Source organism: Frankia sp. CgMI4, from assembly GCF_001756285.1.
GTDB classification, from domain to species: Bacteria; Actinomycetota; Actinomycetes; order Frankiales; family Frankiaceae; genus Frankia; species Frankia casuarinae.
Map to the genome: position 1 here is coordinate 1 of NZ_MAQZ01000070.1, position 24,635 is coordinate 24,635.

The following is a 24,635-nucleotide window of genomic DNA, read 5'->3' on the forward strand; positions in this document are numbered from 1 at the left end:
CGAGCGTCGTCCCCGCACGCGCGGGGATCTTCCGGTGAGCAGGGGAGCCGGGTCAGTCGCTCTCGACGAGGACCACCTCGGAGGGGATGTTGCCCCGGGTGGCCACGGAGTATGGGCACAGGGCGTGCGCGGCCTCCAGAATCTCCTGGGCGCTCGCCCGCTCGATGYCGGGGATCTGTGCCTCGATCCGCGTACTCAGCCCCAGGCTGYCGTTGTCGTTCCTGATCAGCCCGACGGTCACGGAGACCGCCGAGTCCTTGATATCGATCTTCTTCCCGCGCGCGATGGCCTTGAGCGCGCCATGGAAGCACGCCGCGTAACCGGTGGCGAACAACTGTTCCGGGTTCGTGCCCGGTCCGTCGTCACCACCGAGGCCCTTCGGGGCGGAGAGCTGGAGGTCGACCCGGTTGTCGCTGGACACCACCCGTCCGTCGCGTCCACCCCAGGYGGTCGAGGTGGCGGAGTAGATCGTGTTCGCCATGGTTGCCTCCGTGCATCAGGTGTTGCCGAAGCTCCGGAGAGCCTGTGACATTTATGCAACCAAACTGGTGCCCTAAAAACTTCGCGGCCCACACCTTCGATTCCCGCCTAGCCTGAGCGGACGGCGGAGGAGAAGACCGGTGAGCTCGACCGACCGCGACGGGGACGGCCCCGGGATACGACGATCGACACTCGCGTGATCTCCGCCGCAGTCGCCGAGTTGGCCGAGCACGGCGTCGGCGGATTCCGCGGGTTCCACCGGTCCCGCACGCTGCCCTCCGATGGCTGCCCTCCCATGGGCAGCGTGCGGGCGATATCTCCAGGCGGTACGGGATCCCCAGGCGGTACGGGGCCGTGCTCAGGTGACGATGCCCCACCCGGGCAAGAGCGATATGAGCTGACGATCAACCAGCTCGGGCAGGGTCCATCGGCTTTGGCCGCCCGTGCCCACGCTGCCCGTCTCCGGACGATGGTTGACGGTTCTGCCGGTCACCTGGCCTGGTGCTGGTGGCCGGATTGCCCCTTCGCCGTTGATGGGCACGGTGGGGACGGTCAGTGGAAGGTCGAGGGACGGTCGGTCGACGGTGCTCCACACAGCCCGGGGTGGGAGAACGACGGCGGTTTCGTCGGTCACCGTCGTGGGTGCTGGTGAGCGGATTCATCGCTTATCGCCTCGGGGCAGTGYGACCCGAGGGGGCTCTGCACCGCGCCCGCGGACTTATCCACAGGGTGGGTGTGTCGCCATGGGCAGCGGGCGGCGACGTTTTCCACATCAGCTACCCGATCAGCTACCGGATCAGCCACCTGACGGTCCCCATAGATGGGCAGGGTGTGCTCGGGCGCACGGTTGTCCACAGGCCCTGTCGTGAGCCGGGCCCTGCCGTGAGCCGGGGACGGGCCCGTTTAGCCGGGGACGGGTYATCCGAACCGAGCTGCGCGCATCTCGCAGATGTCGGTGACCGGCGGCGGGTGCGGGGCGAAGCGCTGCGCGACCCAGGCGGTGAGCTCGGCCATCGATGCGCCGAGGACGGTGCCGTGGTCCGCGTCGGGGTAACGCCGGTAGTCCACGGTCGTGCCCTTCCGGCACAGCCCGGTGACCACGCTGTCGGTCACCGGGCGTCGGATCACCAGGTCGAGGTCGCCCTGGAGAACGAGGGTCGGAGCCATCTTCCGCAGGGCCACCTCTCGCTGCCGGGCGAATCCGGCTGCGAATGGCTGATGATCCAGTGGATTGACGGTAAAGGCGGTGCTGACGGACGTACCGATGCTTGCCCTGATGAGGTCGGTGGCGCAGCGGTCGCGGGCGATCGACAGCAGTCGCCGRCCGGTCGGGGTGAGTACCCGGTCCAGGTTGATCGTCCGGTCCTCGACGGACAGCCCGATCATCGCCAGYAGGACATAGGCGACCCCGTCGGCATTGTGCTGCAAGGTGGCGAGGGACGCCGGCAGGTCGGCCAGGGGGGCGGTTGCGACGACTCCCCGGATCCGTAGCTCGGGTGCGTAGGCGGCGGCAATCGCTCCGGCGGCCAACACCGCCTGGCCGCCCTGCGAATAGCCCCAGAGGACGACGTCGCGACCGGCACCGGTCGCCTTGAGGGCGGCGGCGGCGCGCGCCGCGTCAAGCACGGCCCTGCCCTCYGGCTCGGCAACATAGATCGCGTGTTCGCCGGGACTCCCCAGCCCCGGATAATCTGTGAGGGCCACGACATAACCGGCCCGGACGAGCGGAAAAGTCGAGGCGGCGGCGATCAGCGCGGGTCGTGCCGCCGACGGTGCACAGGCATCCTTGAGGCCCGTGGTGCCATGCCCGAACGCGACGATTCTTCGGCCGCCCGGCGGAACCGGAACGTTCTCCTCCGGGGCCAGGATTATCCCGGACACCGGAATGTCGACGCCCGACGTCGCGTGGGATCGGTACATCACCCGCCACGCCCGGATGCCGGTCGGGGCCGGCGCGACCACCTGACTGGACAGAATTTCCCCGCGGGTTCCCGGTGGTAACGATGCACCTCGCTCATCGGGTCCGCCGGCACTGATTGCGGGGGATGATCCGTCRTTGCCATCCCGCTTTCCGCAGGCCGCAAGGGGCAGCAGTCCGAGCAGGAGCCCGAGCAGAAGCAGGACCATGAGCAGCGGGGTACGGACCGGGTGGGAAGGGCATCGGTGCGCCCCGACAGGGGTGGCCCCCGCAGCCGGTCGCRTCGGTCTCCCTGACCGCGCTGACCGCGCTGACCGCGCTGACCGCATCGGCCGGGAGCGCGGGGTCCGTGGCGTTAACGCATCCGGCCAGGCCGGCGGATCACTCGGATCACTCGGATCACTCGGGACAACAGGCCGCTGATCCTGGCTTGGCCGCCGATAACGCACGAATTAAGCCTAATGAGGCACATCCGGCCATCGACGTCGGCGGTCCACCTGGGCCGGCCAGATCTTGACTGGCGGCGGATCGCTGCACTGGACAATTTGGGAACTCATGATCGGAAACTCATGATCGGGCACCTATGGTGGGGAACCTATGAGGGACGTACCGGGCGCACCCGGGCATGCCGCAACCTGCCGGGACGCGCCCGGGACGCCGGGGAGCCACTCTTGCGGGTGCCCGGTGGGAGACGGGAGAGCGCTCGATACCCTTACGGTGTCCTCGGGCGGGTGCGGTGGCGGTCCCTCGACGGTTGCCGCGGTCTCACGGACGTGTCCAACCCGTCGTCAAAGCCTGTCGGAGGCCCGCGATAGTGAATGCATTCGCGTCGAACACCCTCGCTCTCGGCCCTGGCGTCCTCAGCGCGGACAGCTTGGCCAAAGCGGGYCTGGCTGTCGTTCTGCTGATCGTCTTCGCGGAGTCCGGCCTACTGGTCGGGTTCTTCCTCCCGGGTGACTCCGTGCTGTTCACCGTGGGTATGCTGATCGCCCGCGACGAGCTTTCCACCCCGCTGCCGGTGGCGGCTGTCCTGATCGGGCTCGCCGCGGTGACTGGBGACCAGGTCGGCTACCTAATTGGTCGAAGAGTCGGTCCGGCGTTGTTCCGACGCCCCGACTCGCGGCTGTTCAAACAGGAGTACGTCGAGCAGGCACACGAGTTCTTCGAGAAGTACGGGCCGCGGTCCATCATCCTGGCGCGGTTTGTTCCCGTGGTCCGCACCTTCACTCCGGTTATCGCCGGCGTGAGCCGGATGAACTACCGCCTCTTCATCACCTACAACATCGTGGGCGGGGTGGTCTGGGGTTGCGGCATCACGGTTCTGGGTTTCTACCTCGGCAAGATAGACTTTGTACGGAACAACATTGAGCCGATGTTGATTCTGATTGTCGTCGTCTCGGTGCTTCCCATTGCTTTCGAATTTCTCCGGGCCCGCCGTAGGAAGCGGGCCGGGAACGGTGCCGTGCGGGAGGGCTCCGCTGGATTCGGCGGGAGTGCCCCGGTCGCCGACGAGGCTGAGACCTTCGCGGTACGGCCACGCCGCGGCGGCGGGCGTCACTCGGTCGCCCATCAACGTCAGACGCCGGGACTGACCGAGGCTGATCGAGAAGACCGAGGCTGATCGAGAAGACCGAGGCCGATCGGGATACCCCGATGGTCATCGCGGCCGCGCGAACGGTTACCTGCGATGCGGGCCAAGTCGCGAGGACAGGTCCCGGCGGGCTCCGCACCGATACGGGGGGAGTCGGCGAGACGCCCGCCGGGACCCGTCAACCGTATCGGGTCAACGGGTCATTGTCGCCTCTCCTCGTCACCCAAAGGTGGGAACAGCCGCTGGTCGCACACCGAAAGCATCGTTTGTATGACGATCGTCTCACTATTGATGGGTGGTGCCGTGGCCTTGGGGACCATCGAGCGATCGCGGCAATCGAGCTGGTCACGGTCGGTGCAGTCTGCTGGTCACCGTCACCGCAGCCGGGTGACCGCAGCCGGTCGCGTCCGGACTCACAAGGCGTCCGGACTCACAAGGCGTCCGGCCCGCGTTCCCCCGTGCGGACGCGGGCGATGGCGTCGACGGGAAGGACCCAGATCTTGCCGGCTCCGCTGGCCGCCGATCCGCCCGATCTCMGGATCACCTCGATGACGTCCTCGACGTCGCAGTCCGCGACGACGCACTCGACCCGCACGGCGCTCACCGACTCATCGTGGAAGGTCTGCCCGCGATACGTCTGGGTACGCCACAGTTCGATGCCGAATCCGGTCACCTRGCTGACCGTCATACCCTGAATACCGAAGGTCTCAAGGGCGGTGCGTACGTCATCGATGCGATGTGGACGCRGGATGGCGGTGACCAGTCTCACCGGGACCTCACCAGGTTGTCTGGAACCGCATGCCGACGGCCCGGCGCACCTTCGGGATGAGGTTTCATCGCGGAGAAGCGTAGAGCCGGCAAGCGACGGTTCCGTCTCGGGAATGTCATCGAATGGCGTAACGGAAGGAATGGYAGATGTCCCTGCTCGACCGCGGTACACCCCCCGACCCGTTCGACGTGCTGCCCGCCAAACCGCTGTTCACCGTGACCAGTACGGACCTCGTCGACGGTGGAGTCGTTCCGTCCGATCAGGTGCACACCAGCGCCGGGGGCGCCGACATCTCCCCACAGCTGGCCTGGTCCGGTCAGCCCGCCGAGACCAGGAGCTTCGTCGTCACCTGCTACGACCCGGACGCGCCCACCGGCAGCGGATTCTGGCACTGGGTCCTGGTGGACATCCCCGCGGCGGCGACCGAACTTCCCCGCGGCGCGGGCAGCGGCGACTTCACCGGCCTGCCCGCCGGCGCGTATCRCGTGCGCAGCGACTGGGGCTCCAAGGCGTATGGCGGGRCCGCGCCGCCGCAGGGCGACGTACCGCACCGGTACATCTTCACCGTCCACGCGGTCGACGTGCCGAAACTAGAGATCAACGACGAGGTCTCACCGGCCGTCGTCGGCTTCAACCTCACCTTCCACACTCTCGCCCGGGCCGTGCTGCGGGTGACCTTCCAACGCTGACGGGGCCGCCCTGCCGGCGCGGCGAGATCCCCGGGGATCGTCAGCCGGTGGAGCTGGGACTGGGCTCCACAGGCGGGTAACCGAACCCGCCCGTGAGGTCGGCGGCCCGTGGGACGGCCGGGCCGCCGGCGAGCTCCCGGCCGGCGAGCTCCCGGTCGCCGAGGAGTTCGTCGGCCATCCGGCGCAGCCGGCCGGGACCGAGATCCGGCGGGTCCAGCTCGGCCGGATCCAGATCGTCGGGGGTCAGGTTAGTGTCGTCGACCTCGCCGTGCATCTTCGAGCCGTTGAGCACCACGGGGATCTCCAGGTCGCCGACGACGTGCTCGACGTAGAAGGCGCGGGCGCCGATCAGCCACAGGGCGTAGCCCGGGTCGAGCCTGGGGAGCAGGTCGGCGGCGACGTCGGTGAGCCCGAGCGCGGCCTGCGTGTCGGCGATCTGATCGGACGCCTGCTTGTAGAGGATCCGGATCGCGGTTTCGGCGAGCAGGCCTTTGGCGATCTCCACCGAGTCCGGCGAGGCGGACAGCAGGTCGGAGATGCGGTGGGCGACGATCGCGTTCGCGCATCCCCACTGTCGGGCGAGCTTCTGCTGGGCGGACAGCCGGCGGACGAGGCCGGCGAACCGCRTCAGCCGCCAGCACTCGTCGTAGACGACGTAGCGCTGCACGCCGTCCTGGCGCATGAGTGCCGCTTCCATCCACGCCTGCGCGCAGGTCATGATCAGGGCGATCATCTCATCGCTGCCCTGGACCCGCTCCAGGTTCAGCACGGCGATCGGACGGTCGAAGTCCAGGGGAGAGGTGGTCGGCCCGTCGAACAGACCGCCCAGCGCGCCGTGTGTGAGCCGGCGCAGGGTCAGCGTGGCATCCCGGGAGGCGTCGCGCAGCTCGGTCGCGGTCATCGGGAGGTTGACACAGTCCTCCTCGGTTGGATCCGTCATCGCCTCCAGCACGTGYGGCAGGATCGGGGTTGCCCACCGGTCCGGGGACGCCCCGGTGATCTGCCGGGTCACGACGTCGAGAGCCAGGTCGACCGCGGTGTGCTCGGCCGGGGTGAGCGGCACCCCCTTCGCCGTCTCGATCAGGGACGACAGCAGCGCCGAACGAGCCCGCTTCACCTCACGGGCCCAGTCCTCGTCGGCGATGCCCATCGGACGGGGTGGGGCGTCGAGCGGGTTCAGCCGGGTGGCCATGCCGGGCCCGATGTAGGTGGGCTCACAGCCGAGGCGCCGAGCCAGCCGCGTGTACTCGCCCTTCGGGTCACAGGGTACGGCGGCCTGGTAGCCGAACGCCGCCCCTCGCGAGATCAGCGTCTTCAGCAGCGCCGACTTGCGGGAGCCGACCGCGCCGAACACGGCGAAGTTCGGATTCTCGATGACCTGCTRGCGGTACAGCTCGAAGACGTCGAAGTCGAACGAGTTCCCGGACCAGACGTGCCGACCGATGTACATGCCGGGCGCGGCCAGGCCGGAGTCGACGACGAACGGGTAGATGCCGGCGATCTGCGCCGTCGTCTCCATGTGCGCGGGAAGCCGCAGCTTGTGGAACGTTCGCCCGCCGAACGGCCCGAACAGCCGTGGCGGCTGTGCGMCCCGGCGCAGGGCTATCTGGGCCCGGCGCATCGCAGCCTTCTCGGTGGCCGCCGCGGCCCGTTCCGCGCGCCGGCTGCGCCGGGGGGGCTCCGCGGATAGGCGTCCCTCGCGCCGCCGCCGCGGACCGCCGCCGAGGTCCACATAGCCCTCGGCATCGCGTCCCGGGTCGTGGGAGGTGGCCTCGTAGTCCGCCGCCTCGTAGCCGTCGGGGTCGTAACCGGTCTCGTCGTAGCTGGGCGGGTCGTCGAAGTCGCTGTCGTCGAAGTCGCTGTCGTCGAAGTCGCTGTCGTCGAAGTCGCCGTCGCCGAAGTCGCCGTCGGGGCCCTCGTCGTCGGGGCCGCCGGGGCTGCTGTCGGCGCGCTCGGGGTGACCGGCCACGGCTTCACCGGCTGGATAGCCGRCCGGCACGTAACCGCCCACCGCATGRCCGTTGCCCGCATAGCCGTTGCCCGCATAGCCGTTACTCAGCTGGCCATTGCCTGGCTGGCCATGGCTCGTGTTGCTGTTACCCGGATAGTTGTTACCCGGATAGCCGCCGGTCGGGTAGCCGGTCGGGACCGGGTACCCGCGCGCCGAGGCGTCGTCGTGTGCTGAGCTCACGAAACCCCCACCGCCAACGGTAGCGCTCCGACGCTGAAGCCCTGATCCTGCTCGCCGACGAGACGCACCATCTCCAACCGGCTGCGTGAGGCCAGCGTTTCGGCCTCACCGCAGGCGTCGGCGAGCCCGTCGAGGTCGTCGGCGGAGACCGTGACGAAGCCGTGGAAGCGGAAGGCGCCGAATCCGGCGATCAGCTCCTGCTCGCGGCGTTCGACCTCGTCGGCCTCGGCCACGTCGCGCTGGGTGGTGACCTTCCCGACCTTGTCCCGCATCTGCTGTTCACCGAGGTGCGCCATCCGCCGTCGGTTCACCGCCTTCTCCGCCTTCCGGCCGGGCAGCGGCTCGACCATCAGTGAAACCGTCCGCCGACAGGTCGTCTCCATCAGCAGCGGAGCGAGGAACGCGGCGGGGGAGGGCACACGCGGCCAGCCATTGATCCAGTACGTCGTGTGGAAGCCAGAGTCGGTGCGGTAGTGGTCCCAGGCGGTGACGGCCCGGACCGGGCCGGCGACCGCCGGGTCGATGCCGGACGCCAACCCCTTCAGGCCCCCGGCGAGGTCCGTACTCGCACCACCCCGCGCGTCAATCATCTCGATCGAGTACGGATCGTAGGTGGTGYGGATGACCGCGGCGAGCGCCCGTGGCGGCAGCCATCCGACCGTGTTGATGGACGCACGGGCGAGAGCCGCCTCCATCGTGCGCAGTTCGCCGAGCAGGACGGCGCAGGCCGCCTGGTCACCGCCCCCGGCCCGCTGGATCGCGCGCCGGGCGTCCCTGGTCCGAAGCTGGAACGAGAGGTAGGTCTCGTGTCGCTGCGCCACCGGACCCGCCGCGTCGATGACCTGTTGGTAAGCGTCGGCGGCCCAGGAGTCGTCGTGATGCCCGCGGACCCGCCAGTGCCGCTGAAGCTGGTCGCCGGAGTCGGGCAACGTGCGTTCCAACCACTGGATGCGCGACAGTTTGCCGCCCCCGGCGGTCAGTCCGGCCAGCAGTTCCCCCCAGGCGTCCACCCTGGCCTGCTGGTCACCGGACTCCAGCAGGGCGAACTGGCTACCCTGCACCTGCAGGACGGCGGTGTAGGTCTGCTGCTTGKCATCCTTTACCACCGCCACGTACCGGCCGCCGCCGACCGGTACGGACAACATCACCAGCGACGACAGYGGCCCCGGGAGGACCGTTCGGCTGAGCTGGTCCTCCCCGGCGCCCAGYCGGAAGAACGCGCCACGGAACACCGTTTCGCCCGTCACCTTCTGCATCGTGAAGCCGAAGAGGATCGGCACCCACTGGTCGAGATTACGATCCTCCACCCGGACGAACGCAACAAACAGGAGCGTTACTCCCACCAGTACCCAGAGTGGGATGAACAGGAGCGGAGAGCGAAGTGCCCCGAGCACACACAGCATCACGCCGATCATCAGGCCGAGCTGCGGCCAGCGCATGCCCAGCATGACTCCGCCGCGTTCCAGCGGTCCGAAGCGGTAACTGCGTTCCGCGATCATCGACTACCTCGCTACCTCGCYACCTCGCTACCTCGCCACTCAACTACTCACGTGCCGCCGGTGCGGGACGGCGGCACCGCCGCCGTCATCTTCGGAGGCCGGGACGCCGGCGGGGGCACGGGTACCCGCCTCGTGGCCTGACCGGTCCCGCGTGCCCCGCCCGTGGCGGAACCCGGGCGCATCGTCCTCGTGGCGCCGACCGGCCTGGAATTGCTGCCGACCGTGACCGTCGCCCTGGTGGGGGTGGCGGCTCTTGCCGGTTGCCGGGTACTGCCACCGCCGGCCCGGGGCCGGCCGGCCGTCGAGCCGCGCACCGCGGCCGTGGCGGCACCCGTCCGGGATGACGTGCCCGCCGGAGCGCCGAGGCCGCTGCCACGACCGGTCCGTAGCCCGRCTGGCCGGGGCAGCGCGGGCTCGCTGCCGACGCCACCGACGCCACCGGCGTCGCCGAGCATGCCGCGGTTGCGGGTCTGCAGCCGTGCGCCGATTCCGCGGAAAGTCTCCCGCGACGTCGATCCCAGCAACGCACCCGCCCCTTGGCCGAACGACGCCGCACTGCGCCGACCTGCCGAACCGACGGCGCGCATCAGGTGGATGTCGGCGAATCCCATCAGATGCAGCAGGACGAAGGGAGCGAACACCGCCGCAATCATCACCACGGCCCCGCCGAGGATCGTCRGTGTCTGATCGACTGTGGAGCCGCTCGAGTCGCTTGCCACACCGGCACCGAGTGTGAAAATCGCGTAAATAACCGGCTTCGCGAAAATCAGCGCCAAGAGGATCTCGGTCGCCCGCTTGATCCAGGCGCTCGTGGACATCGTCGGCTGCCCGGCCAGATACACCGGGATGAACACCGCCATCACGATGATCGCGACCTTGCGGATGTACAGCACCACGAAGAGCGCAAACGAGAACAACGCCACCAGCAGCGACAGCACGATGTCGAGTGCGAAGTTCCCCTGCTCCGGTAGGGCCCGYAGTTGGGTTACCAGGGCCGAGCCGAGTGGCTTCCCGTCACCGAAGGCGTCGGCGATCCCATCCGAGGCGGTGAGCACCATCTGTAGCAGGGTGAGTGCGACGAACGAGCCGAGGATCGCGGTGCCGGTGGAGGCGAGCGCGCGTGCGAAGATGTGAGGATCACCGCGCACGGCGCCCATGATGCAGGCGCAGATGAACAGGCCGGTGACGATCAGGACCGCCACCCCAAACGCGATGTTGTAGTTCTGGACGACGTAGTCGGCATTCAGGTTGATGGTCGTCTTCTGCGCCGCGAAGCTGAATACGGAGCTGGACAGGTCCGCCGCCATGCCGCAGAAGGCCTTGCCTGTCGAGTTGAAGTACGCATCCGCACTCCCCGCTATCGCATCCTTGATAGCACCGAGTGGGTGAAATGGGAGGGCTTGCAGTTGATTATCCACGGTCACGGTCACTGTCCGGCTCCGACCAATAGAAAATCACGGAAACTCTCGGCTGCTCGTTCGGTGATGGCTGGCGTCCAAGGTCCATCGCTTGCATCTTTAAGCTTCCAGTCCCCTGAACTCCATACAACCTGACAGTTATCCGTTCCCCAGCCTTCATGTGGGGCAAGCCTTGGATCGGGATTTCCGTAAAGCCCGATWCCAACTAGTCCCCAGAGTGTTATGTTAGCTTCATCGTTGCGATATGAGCGAACCGTGTAGCCCGTGACCCGTCCAATCCAGTTTACCGCCGGAGATTGAAGAGAGTTCAATTTAAAATATTTTGCGTTTTCCTTGTCGATTGAAATAACGGTGTTAGCAAGTCTGTCGGCTTCTTCTGGAAGTGCCATCGATTTGAAGACATCTTTGACGCGGGAAGGTGTGCGATTCGCGGGATTTCCATAAGCTCTGTCGTAGTTGGCGCAGGCGCTGACGGCGCCGGCTTCGGTGTGGGGGTAGCCGACCGGGATACCGAACTCGTTGATCCGGGTGGGGACACCGGGGACTGAGGTKGGGGCGGCGGTGTTGGCCGGTTGGCTGGACGGTTTCGRCGAGGGGACCAGCGTCGGCGTCACTCCGGGCGGGGTAGCGCTCGGAGAGGTCTGCGGCGCGACGGACGCGGTATCCGGGCCATTCGAACCATTGTCTGGGACCACGTAACGGCCGATGACCAATCCGCCGATCACACTCACCGTGCCAGTGGTCACGATGATGATGATCAGGCGTCTGGCCGCCCACTCCACAAGGCTTACCAACGYCCACTCCCCTCACAAGACGGCACGGTCATCATCGCAATGTCCGCCCGCTGGTATCCGGGGAACAGGTCAGAAGAGCGTTGACGATGGGTCATGGACCACGCCGGGGTCAACGGCAACGGTGAGCTCTACGGCGGGTTGACGCTGGCCAGCCGGGTTAGGGTCGGGTGCGGTGGCCGTTGCACCGGTGGCAAGGAAGAAGTTGACGAAGGCTGCCGCGGYACCGACGAGGAATGCGAGACCGAAGCCTGCGATCACACCGCTCTTGCCGACCATCGACGCGCGTTCGAGGCCCATCCGTTCGCCGAGTGCCCATGCGATACCGCCCAGTAGCACAGCGGCGACCGCAGCGATCACCGCATAGGCCGCCAGGCCGTTGACCAGGTCTTTCAGAGCATTGATGCCAGGCGCCTTGGAGTCATCCGGTTTGACCTGTACCTCAGCGAGGACAACGGTCGCCTTGACGGCGGCGGCGTCCAGGATCATCTCGGTTCCTTTCCCACAGGCGGGGGGCCGCCCGGCCGATCCGGTCCGGCGATCCTTGTGGGTGCCGTTGGTGACCGTAGGTCGCCAAATGATACGCCCTGCGCCGCAGGGTGATCCTCGGTAGTCGCTCGTGGGCCGCCGGAAGCGCCAGAATCTGCACGGGTGGTGACCGCTTCCACAGCGCCGCCGGCCGCAGCCCCCGGCTGATCGACAGCGCCCGCAGCAGCCGTGACCTCGGCTTTCGCGAGAGTGAACAGGGCTTCCACGGCGGCCGCGGCCAGCTGGAGGTAGGCGCGGCGAGTACGTCGGCGTAGTCGAGGAATCCGCACCGGAGTATGCCTGCTGGGGTCGAGCCGGGCGTCGTACGGGATTCGGATCAGCGTGTCGACCTGGCGCCCGAGCCGGGCCGCCGCCGCGCGGGTCCGGGGCGAGGGACGGCCCCGGCGCGGCGCAATCATGGCTGCCACGATCATCGGCCCGCCGTGTCTGGCTGAGCCACCACCCGCCGCGTCCCGCAACGTACGCAGTCCGGTGAGTGTCGCCTCCAGATCGGCGGCGGTCGCGAGTGTGACGAGGATGATGAGGTCCGCGGCCTGGAGCGCCGCAGGCGTCAGCGGTGCCTTGGCCGGCGCGTCGACCAGCACCAGCGGATAGGAATGCGCGAGCAGGCCGAGCACGGACCGCAGTCCGGTCGGGGCGACGGTGTCGTCCGCGGGGACGACGGCGGCCGCCTCGTCGCCGGAACCGCCGCCGCCGTGCCGGTCGGATCCTCCGCCAACACCGCGTCGCACGGGAAGCACGTCGAGGTCCCTGGTGCTGCCTGCGGGACGACCGCTGATCATCAGAGGTAGATCGGTCACCGTACTGTCGGAGGCTTGCCGGCGGGCGACGTCGGCGACCGTCGTCGTTCCGGCCGCGCCGACCCGGATCGCGAGCGGATCACCGCGTGGTTCGTCCTCGTCCTCGGTGCCGGCGCCCACAGGCGACGATGGCGCCCCCCCGGGAGACTCCCCCGGCCAGAGATCGACCGCGAGGACCGGCTGCGCCCGCACCCCGGCGAGGGTCAGCCCGACGACCCCGGCAAGGGTGGTGGTCCCGGAGTAGGGGAACAGCGAGGTCACCGCGATCCGCCACGAACCGGGCAACGGGATACGGGCCCGGTCGCGCAGAGAGAGCCGTACCGGGATCTCTTCCCATGGCTCGAGATCGCGCACGCCGGCCCACGGCTCCTGCCACGGCCACAGCCGACCGTCCGACGACGGCCGGCGACGCGAGACGGTCTGGCCGCCTGCCGCCGCGGCCTCGGGGGTGGATCGAGACGCCGGGTCCGGCTGCGGTTGCGCGGGGGGGAGCACTGGAGCCGTCGGCTGCTTCGTGTCCGCGGCTGGCGCGGCCGGCGTGTAGCGGGCGACCGGCGGTGTGACCGGCACCGCGCAGACGTGGCCCGGGACGGACGATTCGGAGGGGACCGGATCGTCCGTGGGAGGGGCCTGCGCATCCCCGGGGCCGGTTACCTCGATCGGGCCGGCCGCGGCTGGCCGGCTGGCCGCGGCGGATGGAACGGTTGCCGTCGGCGGATCGKTCGGGCCGCTGATCGGCGCCGCATCCGTCGGCGCGGCCGGTGTCGGCCGCGGAGGCTGCGGATGGCGGGGCGCGGAGGCGCGCGGCGGCCGGACGCGTGGCCCGTTCGGGGCAGGCAATGGCCCGTTCGGGTGTGGTGGTACCGCAGTTGGGTCGCCACCGGCACCAGGACTCGCGGCCGGGCTGACGCCTCGRCCTGACGCGCTGCCACCCGGCGCGCTGCCACCCGAGGCGGTGTCCGCCTTCCGCGAGGATTCCACCGCGCCCGGGGGGATCGGGGTCGAACCGCGGGGATCTGCCGGCCGGGTTGGACGGCGGGAGGGATCAGCCTGGTTACGGGGCGGAATCGCCGACGGGCGGCCGGCGCGCCGGGCAGCGGCGCCGCGGGTGCGCCGGGAGCTGGTGTCCGCGCCCGTGGTCGCCCGGCCCGGCCCGGCGCCGGGTGCCTCGGTCCTGGCGCCCGGCACCGATGGCGGTGTGTCGTCGGACGTGTTTGTACGGTCCGCACCCGAACGGGCCGCCGATGTCGCATCATCGAGGTGGAATGCCTCGCTCTGCCACGCTTCGTCGAGTGGCTGCGGCGAGCCCGTCCCGCCCCGCCGTCGATGCCGTCGGCGCCCGGATCGTGAATGGGGAGGTGACTCTACGTCTTCGGTGCCTGCTGCTTCGTCCCGTACGTACTGATCGTCTCGTATGTACTGATCGTTCCGGATGGGCGGACCGTCGGGAGGGGAGACCGACGAGGGGATGCGGGCACCAATGAGCGAAACGGGCCGCGCGTCGCCTTCCTCACCGTACGGTGCCTGTGGCACATCGCTCACGCGCCGTCGACCTCCCGGCCTTCTAAGGTTAGCTAGTGCCAGTTAAGGTTACTTACTGTTATCTGCGCTCGGCTGCGGTCGGATCGATGTAACACGAGTCATTCGAGTATGACAAGCTCTGGTCGAAGCTACCCATCATGGGTGGGTCGGTGTACCTTCCGGAACCGGAGATGTGCCGTCCGGATTGAGGGGACGAACCGGCGGACGGTTTGGCGGACGGTTGGCTGTGATCCGCGACGTGGCGGGCTGGGGGCGGCCTGGACGACACGGCACCGTGCGTGCGGCAGATGGGAAAGGAGCGTCGGTGGCGCAGGACGGCTTCTCGATGGCGACGCCTCGGCCATCCCAGCGCTCCGGCGCACCGCAGGGGGTGACGCCCGCGAAATCCCCGGTCGGCTCGGCCCCGGCCCGGTCTGCTCCGGCGGCATCCGGCCGGGTCCGCACGGCCTCGGCCCGCTCGACCGGCATGTCACCGACCGTCGCATCCCGCGGCACACCGGCGCCCGCCGCCGCGGCGCCTCCGCTCGCGCCCCCTCCGCTCGCGCCGACGTCGGCCGGTGGCGTGCCGTCCCGACCCTCCGACGACGACGAAGTGCTCACCGTTGACGAACTGGTCGCCTGGTTGCGGTTGTCGGAGAGCACCGTCCTCAAGCTGCTTTCGGAACGGGYCATCCCGGCTCGCAAGGTCGGTCACCAGTGGCGGGTGCGTCGGGGGCGGGTGCGGGACTGGCTGGACGGTCGGGAATGAGCGCTCTCACCCCGGTGCCGCCTCGCTCCGGCCGGCCGCGGTGAAGCCCCGCCCCTGGCTGGCCGTCGGGCTGCTGCTCACCGTGGTCACCGTGGCCGGATGCGGCGTGTCGGGTAGTACTGCCGGTCCGTCTCCCGCCCCGTCCGCCACCACGGGGCCACCGCCCGGGGCGAGTCAGGCGCCGGGTCCGCCGCTGGCCACCGCGTCCGCGCCACCAACCGGCGAGGTGGACCGGAAGGACCCGTCGGCGGTAGCCGCCGACTGCTTCACACGCTGGCAGTCCTTCGACGCCCGGACGGACCCCGGCCCGGCAGCCGGTGTCGAGCGGGCCCGCGACTGCCTCACCGAGGACTTCGCGGCCAGCCTGGGCGCCGGGGGCGCGGGCGCCGGGGGGTCCGGAACCGCTGCCGGTGGGGACGGTCAGGCGTGGCAGGAGGTGCGCGCCGCGGGCACCCACTCGCGGGTGACCGTGCTGGCGACCACGCCCCTGGGCGGGATCGACACGACGGCCACCGGTCGGGTGGTGCTTCAGCTGAACGTGCGCCGCGAGACGGCGGCGGGCGGCGCCGCCCCGGTGGTGACGCTGTCCACCCCCGCGCTCACCCTCCTGCGCCAGACCGACGGGACGTGGCGGGTCGCCGGTGCGGATCTGTCGAGCGTCGCCGGTGACGCACCGGGCCGGTGAGGCGTGATGGCCCGCGGCTTCACCCRTAAGCGTTCCCGCTGGCTGGTCTGGACGGGGGCGGGCATGGCCCTCGCCGTCGGCGGCATCGTCATGCTGGTCGCCGTCCTCATTCTGATCATCACCGGTCCCTTCATCCAGGATCAGGGCGGGGGTAACCGGACCATCAGGAACTCCGACGGCATCCCGGCCGAGTACCTGCAGACGATCATTGATGCGGCGAACGCGGCCGGGTGCGCCGAGGTGACTCCCGCCCTGCTGGCCGCCCAGTTACATCAGGAGTCGGGTTTCAACCCGCGGGCCCGGTCACCCGTGGGCGCGATGGGGATCGCCCAGTTCATGCCCGGGACGTGGGCGTCCCACGGGCAGGGCGACGTGTGGAACCCGGCCGACGCGATCCCCGCGGCGGCCCGGTACGACTGCGCGGTGGCGGCCTCGGTCGCCTCCGTGTCCGGCGCGGCCCAGGAGAAGATGCTGGCCGCGTACAACGCGGGAGCGGGCGCGGTGCTCGCCTTCGCCRGCATTCCGCCGTACACCGAGACGCGTAACTACGTCCGCACGATMCTCGCGCAGGCGCAGGTGTACGGTGACGCCTTGGAGCTCGGCGTCGACATCCCCGCTGGTTCGGTCGCCCCGATGGTCGCCTTCATGCGGTCGCAGATCGGCAAGCCCTACGTCTGGGGTGCGACCGGTCCCGACGCCTGGGACTGCTYGTCGCTGGTCCGGGAGGCGTATCGCCGCATCGGCATCGAGCTCCCCCGCGTGACGACCGACCAGCTGCGGTTCGGCCCGCAGGTCGCGGGCGTCGATCCGCAGCCGGGGGACCTACTGTTCACCCCGGGCACCGACGGCACCGCCGAGGCGCCGGGTCATGTCGGGATGTACATCGGCGACGGCCGGGTCATCGCGGCCAAGGGAGCGCGGTGGGGGGTCGTCGAATCCGACATCTCGGACTGGAGTGGGACCGTGGCCGTGACCAGGCCGCTGGCCAGGCAGCGTTCCTGATCCGGATTTCCTGCTCCGGACACTCCGGGTGTGCCGTTGCTCCGCTCAGGTAGCCGCCTGGGACACGAAGGTGGACAGCCCGTCGGCCACGCCACCGAGCGCACCGACGGCGCTGTGCACCACATCGGCGGCGTTACCCGGTGCTGTCACCGCGAAGAACAGGGCGAACAGCCCGACGCCATACGGCCAGAAGATTTTTTTCATCGAGGACCTCACAGAAAACCCAGTCGACACGGCCAGACGGACACCAACGTCGGTGCGTTACCGACAGCATGTGTGTACTCACCTTGAGTAGTCACCGCAAGATGAATCGCCGGAGCGATGAGTGAACTGCGCGGTGGCGGGGCCGGGGGACAGCGGATGGACAGGGATCTGACCATAGGTGGGCAGTAGGCAACGGATGGGTGAACGGATCTAATAGTGCATGCCACCCCGGGTCGGTTGACTTCGATTCCCGGCGCGGGGTGGCTGTCCGGGGCAATGGCCGGGGCCCGGCCGGGGAAGCTCCCGCCGGAGCCGCTCAGGACCGTCAGGACGGCGCGATGCTCTGCGCGAAGCGAAACAGGTTGTCCGGGTCGTAGGCGCGCTTGACTTGGCGCARCCGCGGAAGGTTCGCCCCGTAGTACGCATCGGYCCAGGTGGTGAGGTCCGGGTCGATGTAGTTCTGGTACGCCGACGACGACATGAACGGCGCCGTCGCCGCCACCGTGGATCGCAACCAGCTCTGGTTAGCCTCCTTGTCCGCAGGGGATGCGTCGACGGAGTAGCCGGCGACGAACTGGGCGCTGGCGAGCGTGTTGCGGTGCACGAACGCCGTGTCACCCGGGCCGACCCGGTTGATCGCGCCGCCCCAGGAATCCAGGATCACGCCACCCGGACCGGCCCCGGGTGTGCGCTGGCGTCGCTCGAGCGCGGCGAGCATCGTCTCGATCCCGCCGGCAGGCATCGGTTCGGTGAGGAATGCCGAGGCAGCCCGTTGGGCCACCCGTGGCAGGGTGCCTCCGGGCGTCCGGTCGCGCAGGTGGCACGCGTCGACGCTTTTGCCCGCGCAGCCCGCCTCAAGCAACATCGTCTCGAGATGGCCACGCTGGGCGACGAAGGTGCTCGAGGGCCTCCGGCCGACGGCGGCGACGAGGTCGGCGAGTCGATCCCGCAGCCACGTGATCCGCGTGTCGTCGGCGCCGCCCGCGAGCACGCCGCTCACCCGCAGGGCTGGGCTGCCGGTGGCCCCGGTCGTCGGCATCGAGGTCACGACGCAGGTCGACCACAGGTCCTCCGGCGCGCCGCCGCTGTCGGCGATCCAGCCCTGCCACGCGGTGAGCACGTCCGCCGCCACGTCCCAGGGCCAGCGGTAGGTGAACAGCGCCAACGGTGTCGCCCGATGGGTGGCGAAGGTGAACGACGTCACGATGCCGACGTTGCCCCCGCCCGCACCGCGTAGCGACCAGAAGAGGTCCGGCTCGGTGTCGGCGTCGGTGCGCACGGTCTCCCCGGAGGCCAGCACGACCTCGGCGGAGACCATCCGATCGCAGGTCAGACCGTAGCGCCGGCTCAACACTCCGATGCCGCCGCCGAGGGCGAGCCCGGCGATGCCGACGGTCGGGCATGATCCGGCTGGCAGCGCCAGCCCGTTCTCGGCGAGTGCGGAGTAGACGTCGATCAGCAGCGCTCCGGCCCCGATCAGCGCGGTGCCGTCGGGCCCCGGCCGGACCGACGCCATCGCAGTCACGTCCACGACCAGCCCGGTCGTCGTTGAGTAACCCCCGTAGCTGTGGCCACCGGCCCGCGCGACGAGATGTATCCCGGTGGAGCGGGCGAAGTCGATGCAGGCCGTGACGTCCCCCGCGGACATGGCACGGACCACCGCCTGCGGACGTACCGCGTCGAAAGCCGGGTCGAACAGCATGCTGGCGACGGCGTAGTCCGGATCGGTCGGTCGCAGCAGCGGACCGGTCAGTCGTTCGTCGAGCGTGCGCCAGTCGATCTCCGTCGGTATTGGGTGGGGGGCGTCCTCCTGCTGACAGGCGCTCATCAGGCCGCCACCGAGCCCGAGCGCGGCGAGCCCGAGCCCGCCGGCTCCGGCTGCGGCGGTCCGTAACACCGATCGTCGGTCAGGCTCGTAATCCACGGTCAGTCCTCACGGCTGCTACGAGTCCGGGGAGTGGACGATGGTCGTCACGAGTCGTCCGACCATCCGTGCCATCGGCGACAGCCTAGGTCACCGGCGACACCCTAGGTCACCGGCGACACCCTAGCCCGGTTGGGCGACGGTCGTGATGGTGCCGTTCGGATCGATGCGGCGCACCCGATCGTTGCCGTTGTCCGCGATGTAGAGCGCGCCGCTGCCGTCGACCGCGACCGAGCTCGGGTTCTTGAACTGGGCCGCGGTCGCCGGGCCGCCGTCGCCGCCGGAGCCTTCGCCGCCGGTGCCGGCGATCGTGGTGATCACGCCGTTCGGGTCGACCCGGCGGATCCGGTGGTTGCGGTAGTCAGCGAGGTAGAGCGTCCGGCCGTCCGGGCCGACGGTGAGCGACGGCACGTTCAGCCTGGCCCGGGTGGCCGGGCCGCCGTCACCCGAGAAGCCCCCCTCACCGGTCCCGGCGACGGTGGTGATGATCCCGTCCGGGGTCACCTTCTGAATGGTGTCGCTGGCGAGGTCGGCGAAGTAGAGGGTGCCGTCGTCGGTCATCTGGAGATCGTTCGGGCCGTTGATCTTCGCTGCGGTGGCCGGGCCGCCGTCGCCGGTGTAACCCGCGACTCCGGTGCCCACGTACGTGGTAATGATCCCCTGTGGGCTGATCTTGCGGATCCGGTGGTTTTCGTAGTCGGAGAGGTAGACGCTGCCGTCCGGCCCGGTGGTCACCTTTTCCGCACTGTTGATCTTCGCCGCGGTGGCCGGGCCGCCGTCGCCGCCGTAACCGGCGTCACCGGTGCCGGCGATCGTGGTGATGATCCCGGCTGGGCTGATCTTGCGGATCCGATTGTTCTTCGCGTCCCCGATGTAGATGTTGCCGGCCTTGTCACGGGCGGTCGATCCGGGCCCGTCAAGCTGCGCCGCGGTGGCCGGGCCGCCGTCGCCGCTGATCCCGCCGGCTCCGGTGCCCGCGAGGTCGCTGACCGCCCCGGCGGGGGTGATCTTCTGGATGCGGTCCGTCGCGAGGCTGGAGACGAGTAGCGAGCCGTCGGGATCGACATCGACGCTGTAGGGGCTCAGGCCCTGCACCGACAGCGCCGTTCCCCGGTAGGCGGTTGCGAGGCGTGCCGTGCCGCCGCCGCGGTCACCGCCGCGGCTGCCGCCGCCCGAGTTCGTCACCGCTGCCACGATGCCGACGGTGATGGCGACGATGACGACGAACGCGACCGCTCCGATGATGAGCGGCGTCCGGTTACGGGCGTTCGGACTCGACTGGTGCCCGGCCTGGCGGGTGGCGGCCGGCGGTACCCCCGCCATCCCGTGCACCGGTCCCCCCGGACCGGGCCGGTACGTCTGGCCGCCGGGACCGCCGGGGGCACCCGGTCCGCCTGGGGCATCCGGTCCGCCATAACCGGGGCCGAGCGACCGCGGCGCTGGGGTCGACCGCGGCGGTGGAGTGTTGCCCGGCGGGAATCCACCCCAGCCCGGCCCACCCGGTGGTGGATATCCCCCCATCGGATGGCCGGCCGGACTACCGGGTGCTCCGGGGCTACMGGGGAAGCCCGGACTACCGGGTGCTCCGGGGCTACCGGGGAAGCCCGGTCGACCGGCGGCCGGCGGGCGCGGGGTGGTCGAGGTGGCGAGCGCCGCCTCCCGGATCTCGTCGTCKATCCGCACCTTGACGTCGGACCGGGACAGCCAGGTCGGGCCGAACGCGCGGCTGCTCGCTCGGGCGAGTTCCAGGGCGAAGTCGGCGGCGTCGGCGAAGCGGATGCTCGGATCCTTCGCCAGCGCCCGCAGGATCACCGCGGAGACGGGTGGCGGAACCATGGTGAGCGGTTCCGGCATGATCGTCAGATGGTGGTGGGTCAGCGGTTGCACCGCCATCTGACGGCCGAACAGCGGCCGGTTGGCGATCATCTCGTAGAGCACACCCGCGAGGGCGTAAAGATCGGTGGACGGGAAGAGACGCGTCCCCATGATCTGCTCGGGAGCCATGTAACGCGGCGTTCCCAGGATCGCGCTGGCGGTGGTCTCCGCTCCGTCGAAAATCTTGGCGATGCCGAAGTCGGTCACCTTCAGCAGCCCGTCGCCGGCGAACATGATGTTGTCCGGCTTGATGTCCCGGTGCAGCACTCCGTGGCCGTGCGCCGTGGCGAGGGCGRCCGCGGCCGCGAGCCCGATCGAGCAGGTGGTCTCGGCGGAGACCGGTCCCGAGCTCATCCGCTGTTTGAGCGTGCCGCCGGAGAGCAGCTCCATGACGAGCAAGCAGGTGCCCTCATGCTCCACGTAGTCGTGGATACGCACGATGTGCGGATGATCCAGTTCGGCCAGCACCCGAGCCTCGGACAGGAAGCGGGTACGCAGATCGGGGTCGTCGGAGGTGTCCAGCAGGATCTTGATCGCGACCTTGCGGCCGATGAGCCGGTGCTGGCCGGCCAGCACGAGCCCGTAGCCACCCCGGCCCAAGTCGCCCTCGACGGAGTAACCGGGAAGCRCCGCCTCCACCCGAGATTTATCTATCAACAAGGTCCAGATCCGTCCGCTACCACGCCGGGCATCCGCTGTACCGCCACCCGTGCGCCGAGAACCATCCTGGCCTGCAATGACGCCCTTCGTCGGATTCCTGGTGATCCTACGGCCCTGACCCCCCATTCCCTACCCCCGGCAGGCCGATCCGGCGTGCCGGATCGGCGACACGGGCATGCCGACGGGGCTGACGAGCGCCGCCGCCGCCGCAGTGCGGATGATGGGCACTGCGGCACACGTTGAACCTGCGAGGAAGGGCATCCCACGTCATGTCGACAACCGAGCCCGCTGCCCCGGTGGCTCCGCTGGACATCACCGCGACCGAGGAATGGGCGGCGCTCACCACGCATCTGCGCGAGATCTCCGAGGTGTCCCTGCGGGATCTGTTCGCCGCCGATCCCCGGCGTGGCGAGACGTTCGCCGCCGAAGCGGACGGACTCTATCTTGACTACTCCAAGAACCGGCTGACCGCGCGCACCGTCGAGTTGCTGACCGCGCTGGCCCGGCGCGCCGGGCTGGCGGACCGGATCGAGGCGATGTTCCGGGGCGAGAGAATCAACGTCACCGAGAACCGACCGGTGTTGCACGTGGCGTTGCGCGCCCCGGCCGGAACCCGGATCGAGGTGGATGGCGTCGACGTCGTCCCCGACGTGCATCGGGTGCTCGACGCGATGTCCCAATTCGCCGACCGGGTGCRGTCGGGGGACTGGCTGGGGGCCACCGGTGAGCGGATCCGGACGGTGGTCAACATCGGCATCGGCGGCTCCRACCTGGGACCCGCCATGGCCTACGACGCCCTGCGCGACTATGCCGACCGGTCGATCGAAGTCCGGTTCGTCTCCAACGTCGACCCCACCGACATCTGGGAGGCTACCGCCGATCTCGATCCGGCCAGCACCCTGTTCATCGTCTCGTCCAAGACGTTCACCACCCTGGAAACGATCTCCAACGCGCGGGCCGCACGGTCCTGGCTCACCGGCCTGCTCGGCGAGGACGCCGTTTCCCGGCACTTCGTCGCGGTCTCCACGAATGCCGAGAAGGTCGCCGAGTTCGGTATCGACAMCGTGAACATGTTCGAGTTCTGGGACTGGGTGGGCGGCCGGTACTCGGTGGACTGYGCGATCGGCCTCTCGCTGATGATCGCGATCGGGCCGCCGAACTTCCGGGAGTTCCTCGCCGGTTTCGCCGCTATGGACACGCACTTCCGGACGGCTCCGTTCGAGCGGAACCTTCCGGTTCTGCTSGGTCTGATCGGCCTGTGGTACCGCGACTTCTTCGGTACAGCGACGCACGCGGTGCTGCCCTACAGCCACTACCTGGGCCGATTCCYGGCTTATCTCCAGCAGCTGGACATGGAGAGCAATGGGAAGTCGGTCGATCTCACCGGGCGGCCCGTGTCGACGCCGACCGGACCGATCGTCTGGGGGACTCCCGGCACGAACGGACAGCATGCGTACTACCAGCTCCTGCACCAGGGGACAACGATCGTTCCGGCCGATTTCATCGGCTTCGTCCGGCCGAACCATCCCGGGGTGGGCACGGCGGATGGCGCCGGGGTGGACCAGCACGCCCTGCTGCTGGCCAACTTCCTGGCGCAGACAGAGGCCCTCGCGTTCGGCCGGACAGCCGCGGAGGTGGCCGCCGAGGGTGTCACGCCGGACCTCGTTGCGCATCGGACCTTCCCGGGTAATCGACCCTCGAACACCCTGCTGGCCCAGAAGCTGACTCCGTTCGCCCTCGGTCAGCTGATCGCACTGTACGAGCACAAGGTGTTCACCCAGGGGGTCATCTGGGGGATCAACAGTTTCGACCAGTGGGGCGTGGAGCTCGGCAAGGTGCTGGCCGGTCGGATCATTCCGGAACTCGGGTCCGAGCAGGAACCGGAGCTGGGGCATGACAGYTCGACGAATGCTCTGATCAAGCGTCTGCGGGCCGGCTGACGCCCGCCGGGGATCCAGCCAACCGAGGCATGTTACTCTGCGTAATCGATCGGGGGTGGCCCCGCGCGGTGACGACATCGGGGGGTGGAAGTCATGCGGGTGGATGCTGGAGCCTTGCGGATGTCCGTGCGGCGGACAGGCGAGGACGTGCTCATCGAACTCGCCGGGGAACTCGACACGGCCGGGCGGCTCCGGTTCCGTGAGCAGATCGGCGAGCATCTCGGCCGGGGCGGGGGGACGGTCACGGTGGATGTCGCGGGCCTGCGCTCGATCGACGTCCCGGGGCTCGCAGCTCTGCTCCGCGCCGATCTGCTGCTCCGCCGGGTGCACTCATGTCTGGAGATCCAGGCACCCACGCCGGCGTTCGCCGCGTTGTTGCGGGAGGCCGGTCTCGACGGTCGGCTGCGGGTCGGTGGGGGATCCCGCCGCCGCTGACCGCCCCCTCGACTGTCCGCATCCCGCTGGCTGGGAGACGGCTCAGCCGATGAGCGGTGACGTCCGATCGCCCGATGACGCGGGTGCGCTGGGGGTGGCGGGTGCGCTGAGGGCTGCGGGTGCGCTGAGGGCTGCGGGTGCGCTGAGGGCCGCGGGTGCGCTGGGTGACGGTCGTGCACCGGATGGTCCGGAGTCACCCACCGAGGCGGTGCCGTCCTCGGTGACCAGGGAGAGCAACCCGCGGGAGCCGATCAGACGTTTCTCGATTCCGCCCATCATGAGCATCCCCGCCATTACGAAGAGTGGAAAACCGAGCACCATCAGCAGGACGGGTGGTGTGAGACTCACCGAAAGACCCCCAGGCTGGCTTACGGATCTGATCGGCACCATGGACGCCGTACCGTAGGCGTTACCCTCGGACCTCCGTTGCTCACGTCCCGACAGTCGTCTCACCCGACTCGGGTGTCCACCGGGTTCTCCCCGAGGGGGCCGCCGATTCCGGCCGGGTGGAAGAATGAACCGCAGCTCAGAGGTCTGTTTCGGGATGCGTGTTGTTCCCGGTGTCCGCGGGCTCGTACCCTTCCCCCAACATGTCTGCGCGGCCCGCTCCATTGCCCGCTTATAGCGGCCGTCCGTGGGTTCGTGACGCGGACCTGCTTGCGCGTCTCGACCTGCTCTCCGAGCAGATCGATTTCGCCCTCGCCGAGATAGCCCTGCGGCGGGCCGCCTACCAGCGAGCCTGCGAGGAGGAGGCCGCCTGGCCGTGGGCGCCCGTCGGCGTTGAGGTACTGAGCCGGCCGTCCGTGGCGCAGGCTCTGGCCGGCGAGCTCGCCGCCGTCGAGCGGCTGCGGTTGTGGGCGCAGGAGATGTACTGGTTGCAGGAACAGGCGCGGCTGCGCGGACTGCTGCGCTGAGCGCGCGGGCG

General features: G+C 69.4%; 21 protein-coding genes. 8 read left to right on the forward strand and 13 right to left on the reverse strand.

Annotated features, from left to right (window positions below):
* Nucleotides 1-52 precede the first annotated feature (52 nt).
* Nucleotides 53-481: an organic hydroperoxide resistance protein gene (locus tag Manayef4_RS11660; RefSeq protein ID WP_070131594.1), complete on the reverse strand. Its 429-nt coding sequence runs from the start codon at nucleotides 479-481 to the stop codon at nucleotides 53-55.
* Between the two features lie 917 nt (nucleotides 482-1,398).
* Nucleotides 1,399-2,727 (reverse strand): lipase family protein, encoded by a 1,329-nt coding sequence (locus Manayef4_RS11670; protein ID WP_070131595.1) that lies wholly within the window; start codon nucleotides 2,725-2,727, stop codon nucleotides 1,399-1,401.
* A 485-nt stretch (nucleotides 2,728-3,212) separates the two neighbouring features.
* Here Manayef4_RS11670 and Manayef4_RS11675 point away from each other — a divergent pair, with 485 nt between their 5' ends.
* Nucleotides 3,213-4,019 (forward strand): VTT domain-containing protein, encoded by an 807-nt coding sequence (locus tag Manayef4_RS11675; protein ID WP_011434507.1) that lies wholly within the window; start codon nucleotides 3,213-3,215, stop codon nucleotides 4,017-4,019.
* 400 nt (nucleotides 4,020-4,419) lie between these two features.
* Here the strand turns inward: Manayef4_RS11675 and Manayef4_RS11680 are convergent, their stop codons facing one another.
* A complete protein-coding gene (locus tag Manayef4_RS11680; RefSeq protein WP_070131596.1) occupies nucleotides 4,420-4,758 on the reverse strand; it encodes a P-II family nitrogen regulator in 339 nt (112 codons plus the stop codon).
* 146 nt (nucleotides 4,759-4,904) lie between these two features.
* Between Manayef4_RS11680 and Manayef4_RS11685 the strand changes: the two genes are divergently transcribed.
* Entirely contained in the window at nucleotides 4,905-5,447 is a 543-nt protein-coding gene (locus tag Manayef4_RS11685) for a YbhB/YbcL family Raf kinase inhibitor-like protein (protein ID WP_070131598.1), read from the forward strand.
* Between the two features lie 40 nt (nucleotides 5,448-5,487).
* Here the strand turns inward: Manayef4_RS11685 and Manayef4_RS11690 are convergent, their stop codons facing one another.
* The 6 genes from Manayef4_RS11690 to Manayef4_RS11710 form a co-directional block, all read right to left on the reverse strand.
* Nucleotides 5,488-7,638 carry a conjugal transfer protein TraC gene (locus Manayef4_RS11690; protein WP_070131599.1) on the reverse strand — a complete coding sequence of 717 codons (2,151 nt, stop codon included), beginning with the start codon at nucleotides 7,636-7,638 and terminating at the stop codon, nucleotides 5,488-5,490.
* Nucleotides 7,635-9,137 (reverse strand): SCO6880 family protein, encoded by a 1,503-nt coding sequence (locus Manayef4_RS11695; RefSeq protein ID WP_070131601.1) that lies wholly within the window; start codon nucleotides 9,135-9,137, stop codon nucleotides 7,635-7,637. Before Manayef4_RS11695 ends, Manayef4_RS11690 begins: the two co-directional genes overlap by 4 nt.
* A 47-nt stretch (nucleotides 9,138-9,184) precedes the next feature.
* On the reverse strand, nucleotides 9,185-10,567 hold the full coding sequence (locus tag Manayef4_RS11700) for a hypothetical protein (protein WP_083282406.1): 1,383 nt from the start codon (nucleotides 10,565-10,567) through the stop codon (nucleotides 9,185-9,187).
* Entirely contained in the window at nucleotides 10,564-11,301 is a 738-nt protein-coding gene (locus tag Manayef4_RS22920) for a hypothetical protein (protein WP_254665601.1), read from the reverse strand. Before Manayef4_RS22920 ends, Manayef4_RS11700 begins: the two co-directional genes overlap by 4 nt.
* Nucleotides 11,302-11,418: 117 nt before the next feature.
* Nucleotides 11,419-11,835 carry a DUF6112 family protein gene (locus tag Manayef4_RS11705; protein ID WP_070131605.1) on the reverse strand — a complete coding sequence of 139 codons (417 nt, stop codon included), beginning with the start codon at nucleotides 11,833-11,835 and terminating at the stop codon, nucleotides 11,419-11,421.
* Entirely contained in the window at nucleotides 11,832-13,049 is a 1,218-nt protein-coding gene (locus Manayef4_RS11710; protein WP_023840585.1) for a hypothetical protein, read from the reverse strand. The genes Manayef4_RS11705 and Manayef4_RS11710 overlap by 4 nt, the downstream gene beginning before the upstream one ends.
* 1,492 nt (nucleotides 13,050-14,541) lie before the next feature.
* Here Manayef4_RS11710 and Manayef4_RS25965 point away from each other — a divergent pair.
* Genes Manayef4_RS25965 through Manayef4_RS11725 form a run of 3 tightly spaced genes read left to right on the forward strand, consistent with a single transcriptional unit; the run spans nucleotide 14,542 to nucleotide 16,672 of the window.
* Nucleotides 14,542-14,985, forward strand: coding sequence for a helix-turn-helix domain-containing protein (locus Manayef4_RS25965; RefSeq protein WP_254665602.1), 444 nt, complete (start codon nucleotides 14,542-14,544; stop codon nucleotides 14,983-14,985).
* 40 nt (nucleotides 14,986-15,025) lie between these two features.
* Nucleotides 15,026-15,670, forward strand: coding sequence for a hypothetical protein (locus Manayef4_RS11720; RefSeq protein ID WP_023840588.1), 645 nt, complete (start codon nucleotides 15,026-15,028; stop codon nucleotides 15,668-15,670).
* A gap of 6 nt (nucleotides 15,671-15,676) precedes the next feature.
* Nucleotides 15,677-16,672, forward strand: coding sequence for a bifunctional lytic transglycosylase/C40 family peptidase (locus Manayef4_RS11725; RefSeq protein WP_070131609.1), 996 nt, complete (start codon nucleotides 15,677-15,679; stop codon nucleotides 16,670-16,672).
* A gap of 45 nt (nucleotides 16,673-16,717) precedes the next feature.
* Here the strand turns inward: Manayef4_RS11725 and Manayef4_RS24975 are convergent, their stop codons facing one another.
* The 3 genes from Manayef4_RS24975 to Manayef4_RS11735 form a co-directional block, all read right to left on the reverse strand.
* Nucleotides 16,718-16,876 (reverse strand): hypothetical protein, encoded by a 159-nt coding sequence (locus tag Manayef4_RS24975; protein ID WP_023840589.1) that lies wholly within the window; start codon nucleotides 16,874-16,876, stop codon nucleotides 16,718-16,720.
* Between the two features lie 325 nt (nucleotides 16,877-17,201).
* Nucleotides 17,202-18,800 carry an FAD-binding oxidoreductase gene (locus tag Manayef4_RS11730; protein ID WP_070131610.1) on the reverse strand — a complete coding sequence of 533 codons (1,599 nt, stop codon included), beginning with the start codon at nucleotides 18,798-18,800 and terminating at the stop codon, nucleotides 17,202-17,204.
* Nucleotides 18,801-18,923: 123 nt separating this feature from the next.
* Nucleotides 18,924-21,335: a serine/threonine-protein kinase gene (locus Manayef4_RS11735; RefSeq protein WP_070131611.1), complete on the reverse strand. Its 2,412-nt coding sequence runs from the start codon at nucleotides 21,333-21,335 to the stop codon at nucleotides 18,924-18,926.
* 269 nt (nucleotides 21,336-21,604) lie between these two features.
* Here Manayef4_RS11735 and pgi point away from each other — a divergent pair, with 269 nt between their 5' ends.
* Both pgi and Manayef4_RS11745 read left to right on the forward strand, forming a co-directional pair.
* Complete coding sequence (gene pgi / locus Manayef4_RS11740; protein ID WP_070131613.1) at nucleotides 21,605-23,275, forward strand: glucose-6-phosphate isomerase; 1,671 nt, start codon at nucleotides 21,605-21,607, stop codon at nucleotides 23,273-23,275.
* A gap of 93 nt (nucleotides 23,276-23,368) precedes the next feature.
* A complete protein-coding gene (locus tag Manayef4_RS11745) occupies nucleotides 23,369-23,710 on the forward strand; it encodes an STAS domain-containing protein (RefSeq protein ID WP_011434522.1) in 342 nt (113 codons plus the stop codon).
* Nucleotides 23,711-23,752: 42 nt separating this feature from the next.
* On the opposite strand, the gene Manayef4_RS11750 is transcribed toward Manayef4_RS11745, so the two are convergent.
* Nucleotides 23,753-24,058: a hypothetical protein gene (locus tag Manayef4_RS11750; protein ID WP_070131614.1), complete on the reverse strand. Its 306-nt coding sequence runs from the start codon at nucleotides 24,056-24,058 to the stop codon at nucleotides 23,753-23,755.
* 242 nt (nucleotides 24,059-24,300) lie between these two features.
* On the opposite strand from Manayef4_RS11750, the gene Manayef4_RS11755 reads away from it, so the two are divergent.
* Entirely contained in the window at nucleotides 24,301-24,624 is a 324-nt protein-coding gene (locus tag Manayef4_RS11755; protein WP_011434523.1) for a hypothetical protein, read from the forward strand.
* Nucleotides 24,625-24,635: the final 11 nt, after the last annotated feature.

Coding starts and splice junctions, on each gene's coding strand:
- Manayef4_RS24975 (WP_023840589.1), bottom strand. CDS start 16,876: ATGAAAAAAATCTTCTGGCCGTATGGCGTCGGGCTGTTCGCCCTGTTC.
- Manayef4_RS11755 (WP_011434523.1), top strand. CDS start 24,301: ATGTCTGCGCGGCCCGCTCCATTGCCCGCTTATAGCGGCCGTCCGTGG.
- Manayef4_RS11745 (WP_011434522.1), top strand. CDS start 23,369: ATGCGGGTGGATGCTGGAGCCTTGCGGATGTCCGTGCGGCGGACAGGC.